Source organism: Fulvivirga lutea, assembly GCF_017068455.1.
Lineage (GTDB): Bacteria > Bacteroidota > Bacteroidia > Cytophagales > Cyclobacteriaceae > Fulvivirga > Fulvivirga lutea.
In genome coordinates this window covers 3,877,140-3,892,781 of the sequence record NZ_CP070608.1, presented here as the reverse complement: position 1 = coordinate 3,892,781, position 15,642 = coordinate 3,877,140, and the positions used below count along the sequence as shown (strand labels likewise).

Annotated in this window: 14 protein-coding genes and 1 tRNA gene; 9 read left to right on the top strand and 6 right to left on the bottom strand. The window is 37.5% G+C overall.

The genetic code is table 11. From position 1 onward, the window contains the following. Positions 1–15: 15 nt before the first annotated feature. On the bottom strand, positions 16–1,428 hold the full coding sequence (gene rlmD, locus JR347_RS17320) for a 23S rRNA (uracil(1939)-C(5))-methyltransferase RlmD (protein ID WP_205721831.1): 1,413 nt from the start codon (positions 1,426–1,428) through the stop codon (positions 16–18). Between the two features lie 64 nt (positions 1,429–1,492). On the opposite strand from rlmD, the gene JR347_RS17315 reads away from it, so the two are divergent. Beyond that, complete coding sequence (locus JR347_RS17315; RefSeq protein WP_205721830.1) at positions 1,493–4,192, top strand: T9SS type B sorting domain-containing protein; 2,700 nt, start codon at positions 1,493–1,495, stop codon at positions 4,190–4,192. Between the two features lie 2 nt (positions 4,193–4,194). On the opposite strand, the gene JR347_RS17310 is transcribed toward JR347_RS17315, so the two are convergent. Further along, positions 4,195–4,905 carry an SH3 domain-containing protein gene (locus JR347_RS17310; RefSeq protein ID WP_205721829.1) on the bottom strand — a complete coding sequence of 237 codons (711 nt, stop codon included), beginning with the start codon at positions 4,903–4,905 and terminating at the stop codon, positions 4,195–4,197. Positions 4,906–5,094: 189 nt separating this feature from the next. Between JR347_RS17310 and JR347_RS17305 the strand changes: the two genes are divergently transcribed. Then, positions 5,095–5,167 (top strand) — tRNA-Lys (locus JR347_RS17305). Positions 5,168–5,509: 342 nt separating this feature from the next. Here JR347_RS17305 and JR347_RS17300 read toward each other — a convergent pair. Then, positions 5,510–6,544 carry a hypothetical protein gene (locus tag JR347_RS17300; RefSeq protein ID WP_205721828.1) on the bottom strand — a complete coding sequence of 345 codons (1,035 nt, stop codon included), beginning with the start codon at positions 6,542–6,544 and terminating at the stop codon, positions 5,510–5,512. A gap of 168 nt (positions 6,545–6,712) precedes the next feature. Here JR347_RS17300 and JR347_RS17295 point away from each other — a divergent pair, with 168 nt between their 5' ends. Continuing rightward, positions 6,713–7,237 (top strand): hypothetical protein, encoded by a 525-nt coding sequence (locus JR347_RS17295; protein ID WP_205721827.1) that lies wholly within the window; start codon positions 6,713–6,715, stop codon positions 7,235–7,237. Positions 7,238–7,288: 51 nt separating this feature from the next. Here JR347_RS17295 and rpsT read toward each other — a convergent pair whose 3' ends face one another. Next, positions 7,289–7,540 carry a 30S ribosomal protein S20 gene (gene rpsT, locus JR347_RS17290; protein WP_205721826.1) on the bottom strand — a complete coding sequence of 84 codons (252 nt, stop codon included), beginning with the start codon at positions 7,538–7,540 and terminating at the stop codon, positions 7,289–7,291. 133 nt (positions 7,541–7,673) lie between these two features. Between rpsT and JR347_RS17285 the strand changes: the two genes are divergently transcribed. Next, the gene (locus tag JR347_RS17285; RefSeq protein WP_205721825.1) at positions 7,674–8,645 is read left to right on the top strand and encodes a zinc dependent phospholipase C family protein; all 972 of its coding nucleotides are present in this window, start codon (positions 7,674–7,676) and stop codon (positions 8,643–8,645) included. A 155-nt stretch (positions 8,646–8,800) separates the two neighbouring features. Here JR347_RS17285 and JR347_RS17280 read toward each other — a convergent pair whose 3' ends face one another. Beyond that, entirely contained in the window at positions 8,801–9,418 is a 618-nt protein-coding gene (locus JR347_RS17280) for an SRPBCC family protein (protein ID WP_205721824.1), read from the bottom strand. 83 nt (positions 9,419–9,501) lie between these two features. Here JR347_RS17280 and JR347_RS17275 point away from each other — a divergent pair, with 83 nt between their 5' ends. Genes JR347_RS17275 through JR347_RS17265 form a run of 3 tightly spaced genes read left to right on the top strand, consistent with a single transcriptional unit; the run spans position 9,502 to position 12,297 of the window. Further along, entirely contained in the window at positions 9,502–11,367 is a 1,866-nt protein-coding gene (locus tag JR347_RS17275) for an ABC-F family ATP-binding cassette domain-containing protein (protein ID WP_205721823.1), read from the top strand. Between the two features lie 58 nt (positions 11,368–11,425). Continuing rightward, positions 11,426–11,848: an antitoxin Xre/MbcA/ParS toxin-binding domain-containing protein gene (locus JR347_RS17270; protein ID WP_205721822.1), complete on the top strand. Its 423-nt coding sequence runs from the start codon at positions 11,426–11,428 to the stop codon at positions 11,846–11,848. Then, the gene (locus JR347_RS17265; RefSeq protein ID WP_205721821.1) at positions 11,845–12,297 is read left to right on the top strand and encodes an RES family NAD+ phosphorylase; all 453 of its coding nucleotides are present in this window, start codon (positions 11,845–11,847) and stop codon (positions 12,295–12,297) included. The genes JR347_RS17270 and JR347_RS17265 overlap by 4 nt, the downstream gene beginning before the upstream one ends. Here JR347_RS17265 and JR347_RS17260 read toward each other — a convergent pair. Further along, positions 12,294–13,724, bottom strand: coding sequence for a S8 family serine peptidase (locus JR347_RS17260; RefSeq protein ID WP_205721820.1), 1,431 nt, complete (start codon positions 13,722–13,724; stop codon positions 12,294–12,296). The genes JR347_RS17265 and JR347_RS17260 overlap by 4 nt on opposite strands. A gap of 54 nt (positions 13,725–13,778) precedes the next feature. Between JR347_RS17260 and JR347_RS17255 the strand changes: the two genes are divergently transcribed. Both JR347_RS17255 and JR347_RS17250 read left to right on the top strand, forming a co-directional pair. Further along, complete coding sequence (locus JR347_RS17255) at positions 13,779–15,068, top strand: aminopeptidase P family protein (protein WP_205721819.1); 1,290 nt, start codon at positions 13,779–13,781, stop codon at positions 15,066–15,068. A 2-nt stretch (positions 15,069–15,070) separates the two neighbouring features. Continuing rightward, positions 15,071–15,490 (top strand): RidA family protein, encoded by a 420-nt coding sequence (locus JR347_RS17250; RefSeq protein WP_205721818.1) that lies wholly within the window; start codon positions 15,071–15,073, stop codon positions 15,488–15,490. The last annotated feature ends 152 nt before the right edge of the window (positions 15,491–15,642 follow it).

Sequence of the window (15,642 nt, the reverse complement as noted above, 5' to 3'; positions counted from 1 at the left end):
GCATTAGCCTCCTTTTTATTTCAACTCCAATACGGCAATGTTCTCAACATGATGCGTGTGCGGGAACATATCTACCGGCTGCACTTCAGTTACTCTGTACTTTTCATTGAGTAAAGCCAAATCCCTCGCTTGAGTGGCAGGGTTACAACTGATATAAACAATTCGTTTAGCATCACTCTTTAATAGCACATTGCACACATCGGGATGCATACCTGCACGAGGCGGATCGGTAATAATGATATCTGGTTTACCGTTGGCATTAATAAAATCAGCCGTTAGAATATCCTTCATATCACCCGCATAGAAGGTAGTATTTGCAATACCATTTATTTCAGAGTTGATTTTGGCATCTTCAATGGCAGCTTCTACATACTCAACGCCTACCACCTTTTTAGCAGATTTAGATACATAATTAGCTATTGTTCCGGTACCCGTATATAAGTCATAGACAGTATCTTCTGAACTTATTTTAGCCAACTCCCATGCACGCTTATACAATACTTCGGCTTGTTCTGAATTAGTTTGATAAAAAGACTTAGGACCAACTCTAAATGTTACTTTTTCATCAGAATGAGGGAAAGTCATTTGCTCTTCAATATAGGGCTTGCCACCAACGCATATTACTTCTAAATCATGAAATGTATCATTTCCTTTATTGTTCACCACATAATTGGTAGAAGAAACTTCATCAAACGATGCAATAAGGTCTGTGAAAAGCTGGATAGTTTTCTGGTCATCTTCAGTCACTTGAAGAATCACCATTACTTCACCCGTACTTGCCGTTCTAATTATCAGGTTTCTTAAAAAACCAACTTGTTTTACCAGATCAAAAAAAGATATCTCTTTCTCAAGCGCCAGATCTCTTACAGCCAATCTGATTTTGTTGGAGGGATCTTCCTGAAGGTAACAATGATTAATATCCAAAATCTTGTCAAATCGACCTGGAATATGGAATCCTAAGGCATTTTTTTCAAATTCTTTACCAGAGGCAATTTCTTCTCTGGTTAACCATCTTGAATTCGAAAAAGTGAACTCAAGCTTATTACGATAATACTGTGTTTTTTCACTCCCAATGATCGGATGTAGTTGGTCATACGCTACTTTTCCAATCCGTTGCAGTTGATCTACAACCTGCTGTTCCTTACTCTTGGTTTGAGTAGCATAACCAATGTGCTGCCATTTACAACCACCACACGTACCAAAATGCTCACAAAATGGCTCTTTACGTAACTCAGAATAAGAGTGAAAATGTGTAGGAACAGCCTGCAGAAAACTCTTCTTTCTCTTTGTAATTCTTAAGTCGCACACATCCCCCGGAGCCACATTGCCAATAAAAATGATTTGTCCATCCCATTTAGCGTAGCATTTTCCTTCAGCAGCTAACCCCTCAATTGTTATACTTTTTAGAATTTTATTTTTTATCTTCATGTTTCAATCAATTCGCAATTAATCAGACTTACCTTTGACTTTACTTCTATATTTAAGGTAGCTTATGCGAAAACTTCTACTTCTGTTTTTTCTATTGGTCGGCAAACTTACTGTTTTTGCTTCGCATATCGTAGGTGGCGAATTTGAATTGTTGCATGTCGAGGATTTCGACTACCAATTAAATATGGTACTCTACTTTGATGAATTAAATGGCACACCTGGTGCACGCCAAAATTCGATTACTGCCTACATCTATAGAAAGTCTGATAATGCTCAAATGCGGAGCATTTTACTTAATGTTACTGAAGATGTATTCGTTCCCTACAGTAATGTAGAGTGTGACGATGGACAATTGGTGACATCCAGAATATTTTACACTGCGCCATTAACATTATCTGCGGAAGAATATGATGACCCTGAAGGGTATTATGTTGCTTGGGAACGCTGCTGTAGAAATTACACAATCACTAATATTTTCAGCGATAACCCAGCAGGGGCAGGTACTAGTGCTGGTCAAACGTTCTATTTGGAATTTCCACCTGTCGTACGAGATGGCCAACAATTCATAAATTCTACACCTCGATTATTTCCTCCATTAAGGGATTATGGCTGCGTAGATAATTTTTATTTTGCTGATTTTGGCGGCATTGATGACGATGGAGATTCATTAGTATATTCGCTTGTAACGCCTTACAGCACTGTTGATACTCAAAATGCACTTCCAGTTACGCCCAACCCTGGCCCATACCCGGAAGTAATTTGGAAGCCAGGTTTCAGTTTAGAAAATATTGTAGGTGGTGATCCCGACTTGGCGATCTCTGACAAAGGTTTATTAACACTAACACCAAGATCAACAGGTTTATATGTTTTTGCTGTAGAGTGTAAAGAGTTTAGAGATGGTGAGCAGATAGGCGTGATGCGCAGAGATTTTCAAATGTTGGTGGTAAGCAATTGCATTAACGAGCCACCTGTGGTAAGAGCAAGAGAAAAAGGGGCGAGTGGCTTTTATTCTGAAGGAACTCAACTGTTTTTTCCTTTTGGAGCAGCAGAGCGTTGTATTGAAATTTTGGTCAATGATATTCCAGTAAGTGGAGATGTTTCTGAAGATGTAAATATTCAGCCTATTCCTATCAACTTTGATGCAGATCTTGAAGGAATAACCATTGATGTTTCTCAAAACGTTTCAATTGTCAATGAACTGGATACTGCACGTTTTGAAATTTGCTTTCCAGAATGCCCTTATGTGCGAAATAAACCTTACCAAATTGGTATAATCGCATTAGACGATGCTTGTCCGCAACCAGCATTAGATACGGTTATTGTTACCCTCAATATTGAGCCACCGCCCAATACTACTGCCTACTATGCAGAAAGCAGAAATGGGACACGTATCAATTCATACAACAGGACTGTCATTTCTCAGGCTAATGGTTCTCTGACATTTGATATTAACGGTTACGATGCAGAAGACCCTGTAACTTTTGAAATAACACCACTAGGTTTTGATTTAGAAGAGGTAGGTATGTCATTCACTGAACCCGTATTTGGCGATAGAGAAGTTACTACTACTTTTAGCTGGAATTATGATTGTAATGCAAATAATATTAATCTGTCCGCAGGTAGGGATGTTGAAGTCCCAACAGGCATAAGAAAGGCCTTTGATATTTTATTGAGTTTGGATGATGAAGATCAGTGTTTGTATGAAGATCCAAGAAATACAATCATGACGCTCAATATTGATTTTCCTGATCAAACCAAGCCACGAGTATTTGAATCGCAACGACCGGCAGATTCCTACCTAAAACTCAATTATAATTATGGCCAAACTGTAGACTTAGATATTAGGGGTAGGGATAATGATAATGATCAGATCAACCTCTTTGGAAGAGGAGCCAACTTCAATTTTGGAGATGTGGGCGCATCATTCGAAAATAAGGAAGGTTCCGGCAATCCTGGCCTTACCAGTAAGTTCCTTTGGGAAATTCCATGCCAATATGAAGCTGAACTGGACTCTTTCAGGCTGGAATTCTTTGTAGAAGATTTGGACGATTGCCAGTTAACAAATATCGATACATTGGAAATTGATATATTACTGAGTCCGCCAACAAATGCACCGCCAGATATTTTTATCAACAGTTTAAACAGTGTGCCAATCATTGGTGACAGTATTGGAGTAATTGTAAATACTGAAATTGAATTGAACATTCGTGCCTTGGATGCCGAGGGTGATACAATCTTATTGGATTTGTTTGAGCGTTCATCAACAGACCCTTTTGAATTTGCCGCAGCCAGGGAAAAAGGTACTGCCCAGTCTGTGTTTAGATGGACACCGGATTGCACTGACTTAACAGGTGCTAACCTAACCAGAACAATTGACCTTACGTTCATTGCAAGGGATTTGAATTGTTATAACCCTCAAGGAATTAGTAAAGACTTTACAATACATGTGATAGATCAGAACGCAGGAGAAACCGATATTCTTCCACCGAACTTGTTCACTCCTAACGGTGATGGCCTCAATGAGTATTTTGGAATGTATAACATGAATGAGGCTACCAATGAGTTAGAAAATATTTTACCTATCGATAACTGTGCAGGGCAGTTTGAGGAGGTAGTGATATTCAATCGATGGGGAAGAAAAGTATTCAGTAGTACGGACAGAGATTTCAAATGGACAGGCGATGGTGTACCATCAGGTGTTTACTTCTATCAAATTAATTATACCAATAGAGAATACCGAGGTTCTGTAAGTGTGATGTACTAATGTTAAAGTTCTACTTCTTTTAACTTTTCTGTTTTGATATAACCCACTTTGGAGTTGGACTCAATTTTAGTCCAGATGTCAGTAGTTCCTTTGGTTTCTACTCGGTTGCCTTTTTTAATGATGGTTAACACCTCTGCTGCAGATGAAGGGCCACTCATTAAATAGGCATTAGATTTTGTTACAACAGCTCTGTTATATTGCTTTCCAAAGTTGATCAGAACAAAGGTAAGGGCTAATACAAATACCATAAAAATAGATGGTACGGCCGGACTTACACCCTTTCTGAATTTTAAATAGAACGAAATTGCAAGTAACAGTATTCCAATGGAGATAAGGGTTAATACAATTGTGTTAAAATATTTAAAGAATACCGTTTGAATGAATTCGAAATCATTGTACTCATAACCATCTGCACCAGCCTTTTGAGCCAGTTCTTCCATTTTAAATAGAACCTTTTTATCGGCTGTTTTCAAATAATACAGATTTAAATAATACAGGGCGTCTGAGGTTCCTCCAAGTCCTTCTTTAATGTAGGCCATTTTAAGTAGCATGGAAGGGCTTACAACTTTCTCCTCTTCCAGAAGGGTTTTATAAATTTCGAATGACTCGGTATACTTACCTTCATTAAATAGTGAGTCGGCAGTGGCTAAACTTTGCGAGTAAGCGCCAGTGCTGCACAGTAAAACAATGATTAAACCCAGGATTCTTTTCATGGAACAAATATATGGTTGTGAAAAAACATTTACCAAGTAGTTTAAATCAATTACACGAAAGGTGGGTAAGAAAGTTTTTGCTAAAAAATGTTAGGAATGTTTGCAGTTATAATCCGACCTATTATCTTTGCAACTCCATTGAAAAAACGGTGTCAAAAAAGAGCCAATTTCAATGGATTTTTAATGAAAGATTCCGTAGCTCAGTTGGTAGAGCATCTCCCTTTTAAGGAGAGGGTCCTGGGTTCGAGCCCCAGCGGGATCACAACATAAAAGCTATCTTCGGATAGCTTTTTGCATTTATAGAAGTTGGGGCGAGAAGTCTATCCTGACTTTGCATAAGCAAACGTCAGGAAGCCCCAGCGGGATCACAAAGAAAGCCTCTGAATTTCAGAGGCTTTCTTTGTTTTACTTCACTTAGCATATTGAAGATCAATCGCTAAAAAAATTTAACAAATGCGATACTATATGCTAATTGTAAATAGTGAGGAACTAATCTTGACTGCTCCATGAAATGTTAATATCATCTAGTTTTTTCCAGATTGTCCTTAGTAAATGGTTTAGAATGACGGTAGAATACTCAATCACTGTGAGAGTTGAATTTGAATTACATTTCAATTTTGTCAATAATGGATTTTAATAGCTTATTATTCATTTGATACCACCTGTTCCATACTTCTTGATTAACAATTGTATCCTTCTTGTTAATCATAGCATCAAAATTAATAGAAGCGCTGGTTGAGCTAAATTCTTGCTTATAAATTTCAATTTCATTTAGCTGATCAACCAAACCTTGATCATAGTCATATGTGCTTAGAGCTTCAAGTAATTGTTTATCATACAATCTCTTCTTTGCTTTTGCAGTTGAATCATATAACTCAAGAGGCAATTTTATGCTTAATGTATAATCAATTCCTTCTACCTTAATTACATGAATAAACTCTGACAAATTCAGGCCAATCAGGTTTATAAAGGGTTTATACTTTTTATTGTTATGTGCTATTGTTGATTTGGCTTTCAGTTGTCCATTTGGAAAATTAGATAAAAAGGAATTATTTGCATTAAATAATATTAGCTCTCTGGCTATAGATGAAGAATCCAGTGACACACTTCTTACAAACTCAATTGATTCGGACTTAAATTTTACATCACTAGATTTGCTTTTTAGGTATGCTACATAGTGATAATTATAAAGGATTGCGGATCTATATCTTTTCCCAAACTTTTCGTAGTCAATGATGGCAACAAATGGATATGAATCTTCCTCACGGCATACTTGACATTTGTAAGTGTCTAAATTGAAATAATAGTTATAAACATTGTTGAGCTCATTTTTTAATTCATATGATCCAATCGAATTTGAGCTATATTCATAAACTGACAATCTTTCTGCACCAAAAAGACAAATGGTAACTTTTTGAATGTTGTAAAGGTCATTTAATGCAGTGAATTTTAATTCATCTTGTAAAGGATTGGAATCCGCTCGAATTACATCAGTACGCCACATTGGGTTGTCTTCTAATTTGTCTGTTGAATTTATTTCCAAGTAATTAAAATATAATCCTACTAGAATCAATATAATTCCCACTGCATTTATGATAGGAGAGTATTTTCGAAGTGATTTATTGATTTTTTTTAGCATTCTTAAATTTATCAAAAAAGGAAGATCAACGTCTTCTTCTAAATGTTATTATTTGAACAGTGCTAAATTGACATTGGGGCGTAAAGCTTGTTGGTGAAGAATAATATTTCTTTGCTAGATTTCAATAAATGTATTTAATTGTGCTTTTAAACATCTATTTTGACTCCTATGCTCTTTAATGACGATGCCAAGAAAAATGCATTCCTCTTATATTGCTACTTTCAGTTTTTGTTAGGGCTCTTTATAGTTGCGCTCACATTTCGTCATCCTGAAAGTGAGGTATATCTCATCCCTTCAATAATAATTAACCTCTGCGTTCCTGCTATACTCATGTATATCTCCAGATTTCGATTTAAAGAGGCTGTAATGGCTTTAATAGGAATCAGCTTCGTCTGCACTACAGCTTATGTGGTTACTACCGCTATTGATAATCAAAATGCCTTAGCGGCAATGTTGTTTATTACTTATTTTATTCATGCCTGTGTGCTAAGTATTGTATTTGGGCAAAAAGTAGGGCTCATTTATTTCTTTGTAGGCTTTCTGTGTGTGCTACTTAAGCAGCTGAATGTATTCAAGGCTTATGAATTTGAATTTATTTACAGCTACTCAAAAATGGAATACATGCTATTTCTCACGTTGTATCTGGGTACATTGATGAAGTTCCTGCACATTGCCCAGAATAGTAAGCAATAAAAAAACCGCTCTGATTGCTCAAAGCGGTTTCCTGTATAATCTTCGTACAGATTAAAGACTGTTAACCAACTTAGTTAATTTAGACTTGTTGTTCGCAGCTTTATTTCTGTGAATAATATTTTTCTTTGCAAGCTTGTCGATCATTGAAACCACTGTTTTCAATAAACCTTGAGCTTCAGCTTTGTCAGTCGTTTCTCTCAATTTCTTGATAAACGTTCTGGTAGTTTTGTGCTGATACTTGTTTCTTAATCTTTTTGCGTTGTTTGATCTAATTCTTTTTAACGCTGACTTATGATTTGCCATATGCTCTTATTTCAACTACTCTATTTAATTTTGAGTGTGCAAAGGTAATGTTATTTTATTTTTATACAAAACAACACTTTAATATTATTTAAATATTTATCGTTACCAGAAATTAGAATTATAATTGTCATCCATGAAAAAAACCGTCCTCATACTTCTTTTTACATGCATTTTCACCTGTTCTAATGCGATATGGGGCTTTTTTGCGCATCAGAAAATTAATAGACTAGCGGTTTTTACTCTTCCTATAGAAATGGTTGGCTTTTATAAGTTTAATATCCAATACATTACTGAAAATGCGGTAAATCCTGACAAAAGACGGTATGCAGTGGAAAATGAAGCCCCAAGGCACTATTTAGATGCGGATGTCTATGGTGACAGTGCGGTATACAAACTTCCACGCTATTGGAATGAGGCAGTTGAAAAATATACAGAAGATACTTTACAGGCCTATGGCATTGTTCCATGGCATATTTACAGAGTAAAGCAATGGCTCACAGATGCTATGCGTATACAGGATGCAGAAGCTATTCTCAGGTTATCTGCCGATTTAGGCCATTACATTGGGGATGCTAATGTGCCGCTACATACTACTGAGAATTATAATGGGCAATTGACCAATCAACACGGTATTCACGGGTTTTGGGAATCGAGGTTACCCGAACTGTATTCCAATGACTACAATTATTTTGTAGGAAATGCACAGTATATCACCAACACTCAAATTGCAGCCTGGGATGCACTGATTCAGGCTCATGAAGCCTTAGATTCAGTATTGTTTTTCGAAAAACAGCTCAGTGAGAAAATGGGCGCTGATAAGAAGTCTTCATTTGAAACGCGAGGCGCGAGCACGGTGCGAGTATATTCAAAAGATTTTTCAAGGGCCTACCACAAAGAATTAGATGGTATGGTGGAAAGACAAATGACCAGGGCTATAAAAATGATTGGTGATTTTTGGTACACCTGCTGGATTGATGCCGGTCAGCCCGATTTAGATCAATTAATTGATTTTGAATTCAGTGATCAGGAACTACAAAAACGAAAGCAGGAATTGGAAGAGTGGAAAGAAAAGCGCTATCAAGCCAGAGATCATGAATCTGGGTAATAAAATGAGTCTGAAAAGTAGAACGTCATTGCGAACAAAGTGAAGCAATCTTTACAAATGTGTCGAATCCATTATAAGATTGCTTCGATTCCTCGCAATGACGAAATTAATTTAATTTTAAGACGTCTCTATTTTCGTATAGATCATCCTAATACTTATTCCCCTTCAGCCATCTCTTCTTCCATAGCTGTAGAGTCAGATTCCATCATTTCCTCTTCAACTTCAGGCTTAGGCATAGGCTGAGATTCTACATATTCCTTTAGTTGCTTTAAACCAGTCACGTATTGATCGCCCACCATACCCTCAGCATCCATAGCAGAGGCAAAAAAGGCGCCCATCAAGTCTAAATCCTTATATCTGTATGTCCAGGTAACCTCAGTTCCATTTTCAACTGGTTTTAAAAACATGTCAGAATAATATTCACCAGCAAAACCGAAATCTAATTGAAGCGTAACACTTTTATTTTCATCTGCCTCAATGATCCATTGAGAACCTGCACCTACCTCAGGGTGGTCGCTTTCCCACGCCATTTTTGCTCCCACACCACTTTCCGGGCCCTCATAGGTATACTTTGTTTCTGGGTCAATCGTAAACCAAGGAGACCATTCATTGAAACTTTTCATAGTGGTAATTACAGGGTAAATAGCCTCGGGGCTCCTCTCAATTACAATAGATCTTTCGGTTTGCCCTTCTTTGGGTTGAAATGCAGCATAGATAACTGCTAAAACGACAATAGCTAATAAGCCGAGTCCAATAAATTTTAAAACTTTCATGTTGGTTTGATTTTAATGATTTCAACACAAGTTAAAAATAATTCCTAAATGTTGCTAGATACTATTTAGCTAGTTTTGCACCCATGAATTACTTGTCAGTTGATAGCATTTCCAAATCGTTTGGTGAAAGGGTACTTTTCGAGAACGTAACCTTTGGGATAGGCCAGGGCCAAAAAGTGGCGCTTGTAGGTGTAAATGGTAGTGGAAAAACTACTTTACTAAAAATTTTGGCCGGAGTAGATGTACCTGATAAGGGTGAAGTAGTAGTGAATAACGAAGTAAGTATTGCTTACCTGGAACAGCAACCTGAGTTTGAAACAGACCATGTAATTGAGGCCGTTTTGTCAGGAAATAAGGAGTTGGCCAAACTTATAGAGGAATACGAATACCATCTTTCCAAAGCCGAGAGTGATCCTAAATCCATGGAAAGGCTTACGGAGTTAATGAGCAAAATGGATGAAGCGGACGCCTGGACGTTTGAATCTCAGATTAAAGAGATTCTGGGTAAGTTAGGCATTGAGGACCTATCTCAGAATATCTCCAGCATGTCGGGCGGACAGAAGAAGAGAGTAGGGTTAGCAAAGGCCTTGATGGAAAAGCCTGATTTAGTAATTCTTGATGAACCCACTAACCACCTTGACTTGGAAGCTATCGAATGGCTGGAAAAGTATCTGGCTTCAAGCCAAATGGCCATTGTAATGGTAACTCACGATCGTTATTTCTTGGAAAATGTAACCAATGAGATTATTGAATTAGATAACCAGCAGGTATATTCTTATTCTGGTAACTATTCTTATTTCCTCGATAAAAAAGCGGAACGCGAGACGATTGCCCAATCGGAAAAGGAAAAAGCCAGAAATCTATATAAAACTGAGCTGGAGTGGATACGCAGACAGCCGAAGGCAAGAGGTACGAAAGCCAAATATAGAATCGATGCTTTTGAAGATACAAAGAAGAAGGCGCATGTAAACCTCTCTAAAAGTGAGGTTAATTTAGATATCGAGCAAAGAAGGCAAGGCGGAAAAGTGTTGGAACTGGAGCATTTAAATAAATCTTTTGGCGATAAAAAGCTCATTAATGATTTCAGCTATACATTTAAAAAAGGCGATAGAATTGGGATTATTGGTCATAATGGTTCGGGGAAATCTACATTTCTGAAAATAATCACAGGTAAATTAGCTGCAGATAGCGGCAAAGTGGATAAAGGGCAATCAACAGTATTTGGCTATTATGAGCAAGCAGAGCCCAACTTTAAGTCGGGTATGAAGGTGATTGAAGTAGTTCAGGAAGTAGCTGAATTTATATCTATCGGGAAAGAGGAAGTATCTGCTTCAAGGCTCTTAACCCAGTTTAATTTTGCACCAAAAGCCCAGTACGATTACGTAGATAACCTTAGTGGAGGAGAAAAACGCAGATTGCAATTGCTAAAAGTACTGATGGGCAGGCCTAATTTTTTAATTCTCGATGAGCCAACTAATGACCTGGATTTAATTACTCTGAGAACATTAGAAGAGTTTTTGCATCAATTTCAGGGATGTTTAGTGATTGTTTCACACGATCGTTATTTCATGGACAGGCTTGTGCAGCACCTGTTTGTTTTTGAAGAAGGTAAGGCCATTAAAGATTTCCCTGGCAATTATTCAGTTTATCGTGAGTCTAAGGCTGTAGAAAGAAAGGAAAACAAACCTGACGTTATCGAAAACAAAGATAAAACGGAGAAAGTAAAGGACGCTACTAGAAAGCTCACCTACAATGAGAAACGGGAATTTGAGCAGTTAGAAAGTGAAATTGAAAAACTAAATGAGAAAATAGCAGAAATGGAGCAGTTGCTAATATCCGGAGAAACCGATCATGCCAAGTTAATTAGCTGGGGTGAGGAGCTGGACAAGGCTAAGAGTGATTTAGATGCAAAAGAACTAAGGTGGTTAGAGCTGTCTGAACTGAACTAAGAAAAATTTCCAACAAATTTGGAAAAATTTCCGTACCTTAGAATAAACACTGGGAAATATGGAAGCTAATGAACCACAAGTTATTTATGGAAGGTACAGGTCAAAAATTGCCGATCCTACAACTATCGTTCTATCTGCTCAAAAAGGCGTTTCAGCTGATATTTTTACAGATGTCGTAAAACTTTTTGGCCATAATGATTACATGGCGGAAGTGATTGAATTAACACACAAAACCATTAATAAGTACCAGGTCAATAATATTAAGTTCAGCCCGATTAGAAGTGAACTTATGCTCAAACTGGTTGCACTTTATCACAAAGGAGTATCTGTTTTTGGTGATAGGTCTTCATTTATAAATTGGATGTCAAAATCTGCTTATGGGCTCGGGGGTTATATTCCGTTTGATTTGATAAAAACATCTGATGGTATAGATCTAATATCAGATGAGTTAGATCGTATCAAATATGGAGATACTGCATGATCGTATATCGCATTGTTCATGCAGAATTTGCCAATAAAATTGTAGCATCAGGCAGGCCTGCCAGATGGAATTCTGCAGGAACGTTTGTCGTTTATACAGCCTCATCAAGGTCGTTGGCTTGTTTAGAAAACTTAGTGCATAGGAGCAGTGAAGGACTTAATGCTCAATTTAGAACGTTAGTGATTGAAATTCCAGAGACTATAGTCATTGAAGAGGTTACAGTAAATGATCTACCGAAAAACTGGCCTAGTTTCAAATCGCAATTACAAACTCGGCACATGGGTGATAAATGGGCTGTTACGCAAGAAACATGCGTTTTACGGGTACCTTCTGTAATTATACCCGAAGAATCTAACTACCTCATTAATCCCCAGCATTTGGATTTTAAGAAGATCAAATTATTGGCAACAGAGGAATTCTTATTTGACAATCGCTTTAAAAGCATCTAATCCACCCATTCAATCTCCCAGACTTTATTACCGTTTGTTACTGTAGTAAACTTTGCACCTTCAAATTGCTCCACAGTAACCTTATTGTCTCGCCAACGAAGTTTTTCTTGTTTTAAAACTATGTAGCTATTTTTCTTATGAAAAGACATGATATTATAACTCTTTGGCAGTTCAATTGTAAGCGTATCCGTTGCTTGAATTTGCTCGCTTCCCCATACCTTTTGATCATTATCTGCCATTAAATGGAGCAGTTTATTTACATCAGGCACACCATATCCAAGGTAATTATTGGGATGCGGATATAAATGTGATGACTTGGCCAATAAATTTATTATCTCGCTATTTGTTATTCCAGGCTTGAGCTGCTTCATGCAGGCAATTAATCCGGTAATAATTGGGGCTGAGAAGGAAGTGCCACCAGAAGCATAACAAGAAAAGTCAGGCTTAACCATTTTCAAATGCTCCGGACCAATGGAGCTATAATCCAATCGATCCCAGTACCTATATCCGGTAGATCCAACAGCAATTGAGCCTTTAGCATCAGCGGGTATTGAAATGATTTTGAAGTCTTTGTTACCGTCATTTCCGGCTGATAGCACAATGGTCATCCCTTTGTCATTAATAGCAATATCTGTAGCGCGTGTAATTGCACTGAACTTCCCATCAACATTTTCAGGTAAATAATCGGTATCTGGGGTATCAAAACCATCGCTATAGCCCAATGAAGAGTTAACAAGGCGCACACCTTCGCTGTACATCCATTCCAGGGCTGCTATCCAATAGTCTTCCTCCGCATGATACTCAGATTCTGAGCGATCAGTTCGGGCTAAGTAATAAGTAGCTTCTGTAGCTAGCCCGGTCGTCATTTCAATACTATTACCCGCAATAAACTGAAACACTTCGGTGCCATGATTATCATTGTTCAAAGAGGTGCCCTCAAAAGGGTTTACGAGTTCAGGGTCGATATAATTTTTATAGCCTTTTACCTGTCCTTGTTCAATGGCCTTTTTTAGATATCTATTTTTATCTGCATTGAGGAAGCCGGCATCAATAATTCCAATTTTTATACCCTTACCATTAATACCCATTTGTATGAGTGTATCGGCTTTAATCTGATCGAGCGACTTGTGTATCTGGAAAGGCTCGATAATACTACCATGAGTAATAATATGACTGCGCACGGCACTAATCCCAGCGATAGCAGCATTTAATTTTAAACTATTGATTTGCTCATAAGATAAATTGCTGGAATAGGCCTTTAACCAGTCAGAAATAACAATTGGGGTAGTACCAAACGCATTGGCGGTATTTCTGATATCCTCAACTGAGGCCGTTTTGTCTTTTAGATATATCCAGTACTTTTGCTGCGCCCGCAAAGTGCCTGCAAATAGCATGAGGGCATAAATCAAAAGTTTAAATTTATTCATAACATTAAATTTAGCAGAATTTAACTTCTACTGAAATTAGACTAATTAGCCATTATGAAATATACACCTCTTAATAAAGAACTATACATAAAAAACAGAAAGCAGTTTGTGGAGCAAATGAAGCCCAACTCAATAGCTGTTTTTAATTCTAATGATATCATGCCAACGAATGCTGATGGAACGATGGTTTTTCGTCAAAATAACGATTTGTTGAGCCTTTCAGGCATAGACCAAGAGGAAAGTATGTTGGTGTTATTCCCTGATTTTTACGATAAAACCTTCTCTGAAGTGTTGTTCTTAAAAGAGACGAATGAAAATATCGCAATCTGGGAGGGTCATAAATTCACCAAAGAAGAAGCTGAGGAAATTTCAGGAATAAAAAATATCCTTTGGGTATCGAGCTTCGAAGGTGTGTTTAACACACTTATGGCTGAGGCAGAGCATGTTTACCTGAATACAAATGAGCATATAAGAGCAGTTGTTGAGGTTCAGACTAGGGATAGAAGATTTTTAAATTGGTGTAAGGATAAGTACCCCATTCATAAGTATGAACGTTCTGCACCATTAATGCATAACGTTCGTACCTCTAAGTCTCAATACGAGATTGATGCCATGCAAATTGCATGTGATATCACTGAAAAAGGCTTTAGAAGGGTAGCAAAGTTTGTGAAGCCAGGCGTAATGGAATACGAGATTGAAGCCGAATATCTTCATGAATTTGTGAGAAACCGTTCTAGAGGTTTTGCATATACGCCAATAGTAGCCTCAGGATACAGCGCATGTGTGCTACATTATATTGATAATAATCAGGAGTGTAAAGATGGCGACCTGCTGCTCATGGATGTAGGCGCTGAATATGCCAATTATAATGCCGACATGACTCGTACAATACCTGTTAATGGTAGGTTCACGGAGCGTCAAAAAGCGGTTTATAATGCCGTATTAAAAGTAAAAAGAGAGGCCACCAAAATGTTGAGGCCAGGAAATGTAATTCCTGAATACCATAAAGAGGTGGGCAAGTTGATGGAGAGCGAATTGATAGGTTTAGGTCTGATCGATAAAACGGATGTAAAAAACCAGGATCCATCAAACCCAGTTTACAAAAAATACTTTATGCATGGCACTTCGCACCATATAGGTTTAGATGTGCATGATGTGCCTAATATTTATCAGGAGATGAAGGAAGGCATGGTATTTACTGTGGAGCCTGGAATTTATATTAGAGAAGAAAGTCTCGGGGTAAGACTTGAAAATGACATTGTAATTACCAAAGATGGCACATTCGACCTGATGCGCAATATCCCTATTGAAGCCGAAGAGATTGAAGATTTGATGAATTCTTAAGTATGAGCGATAGCATTAAAAACTCGGACAAAGCACCAGAACCGGTAGGTTTATACCCTCACGCACGTAAAGTGGGTAACTTATTGTTTCTGTCAGGAGTTGGGCCCAGAAAAAAAGGAACAAAAGAAATACCAGGTGTTACACTAGACGCTGATGGTAATATAACTGACTATGATATTGAAGCCCAGTGCCATTCTGTATTTGAAAATGTACGGTTAGTTTTAGAGGCTTCAGGTAGTAGTTGGGATAAACTAGTAGATGTTACGGTGTTTCTCACGAATATTAAGGTAGATTTCAAGAAGTACAATGCTATTTACGCAGAGTATTTCAAGGATAATCAGCCGTGCAGAACTACCGTAGAAATAAACTCACTGCCAACCCCTATTGCTATTGAGTTGAAGTGTATTGCAACTATAGATTAGTGGAATGCATATTCCCCTCTCGGGAGGGGCTAGGGGTGGGTAAAATAAAAAACCTTTCCTAAGCTTTCAAAGCTTAATATGATTCACTTTTAAAATAATGTAGTTTTACTTATCTTAAATTGTCATATTTAAATTTAATATTGACTTTATTT

Excerpts from the sequence above, each read along its gene's own strand:
- JR347_RS17310 (WP_205721829.1), bottom strand. The coding sequence starts at position 4,905 with ATGAAAAGAATCCTGGGTTTAATCATTGTTTTACTGTGCAGCACTGGC.
- JR347_RS17250 (WP_205721818.1), top strand. The coding sequence starts at position 15,071 with ATGAGCGATAGCATTAAAAACTCGGACAAAGCACCAGAACCGGTAGGT.
- JR347_RS17285 (WP_205721825.1), top strand. The coding sequence starts at position 7,674 with ATGAAAAAAACCGTCCTCATACTTCTTTTTACATGCATTTTCACCTGT.
- JR347_RS17260 (WP_205721820.1), bottom strand. The coding sequence starts at position 13,724 with ATGAATAAATTTAAACTTTTGATTTATGCCCTCATGCTATTTGCAGGC.
- JR347_RS17270 (WP_205721822.1), top strand. The coding sequence starts at position 11,426 with ATGGAAGCTAATGAACCACAAGTTATTTATGGAAGGTACAGGTCAAAA.
- JR347_RS17255 (WP_205721819.1), top strand. The coding sequence starts at position 13,779 with ATGAAATATACACCTCTTAATAAAGAACTATACATAAAAAACAGAAAG.
- JR347_RS17280 (WP_205721824.1), bottom strand. The coding sequence starts at position 9,418 with ATGAAAGTTTTAAAATTTATTGGACTCGGCTTATTAGCTATTGTCGTT.
- JR347_RS17265 (WP_205721821.1), top strand. The coding sequence starts at position 11,845 with ATGATCGTATATCGCATTGTTCATGCAGAATTTGCCAATAAAATTGTA.
- JR347_RS17295 (WP_205721827.1), top strand. The coding sequence starts at position 6,713 with ATGCTCTTTAATGACGATGCCAAGAAAAATGCATTCCTCTTATATTGC.
- rpsT (WP_205721826.1), bottom strand. The coding sequence starts at position 7,540 with ATGGCAAATCATAAGTCAGCGTTAAAAAGAATTAGATCAAACAACGCA.
- JR347_RS17275 (WP_205721823.1), top strand. The coding sequence starts at position 9,502 with ATGAATTACTTGTCAGTTGATAGCATTTCCAAATCGTTTGGTGAAAGG.
- rlmD (WP_205721831.1), bottom strand. The coding sequence starts at position 1,428 with ATGAAGATAAAAAATAAAATTCTAAAAAGTATAACAATTGAGGGGTTA.
- JR347_RS17300 (WP_205721828.1), bottom strand. The coding sequence starts at position 6,544 with ATGCTAAAAAAAATCAATAAATCACTTCGAAAATACTCTCCTATCATA.
- JR347_RS17315 (WP_205721830.1), top strand. The coding sequence starts at position 1,493 with ATGCGAAAACTTCTACTTCTGTTTTTTCTATTGGTCGGCAAACTTACT.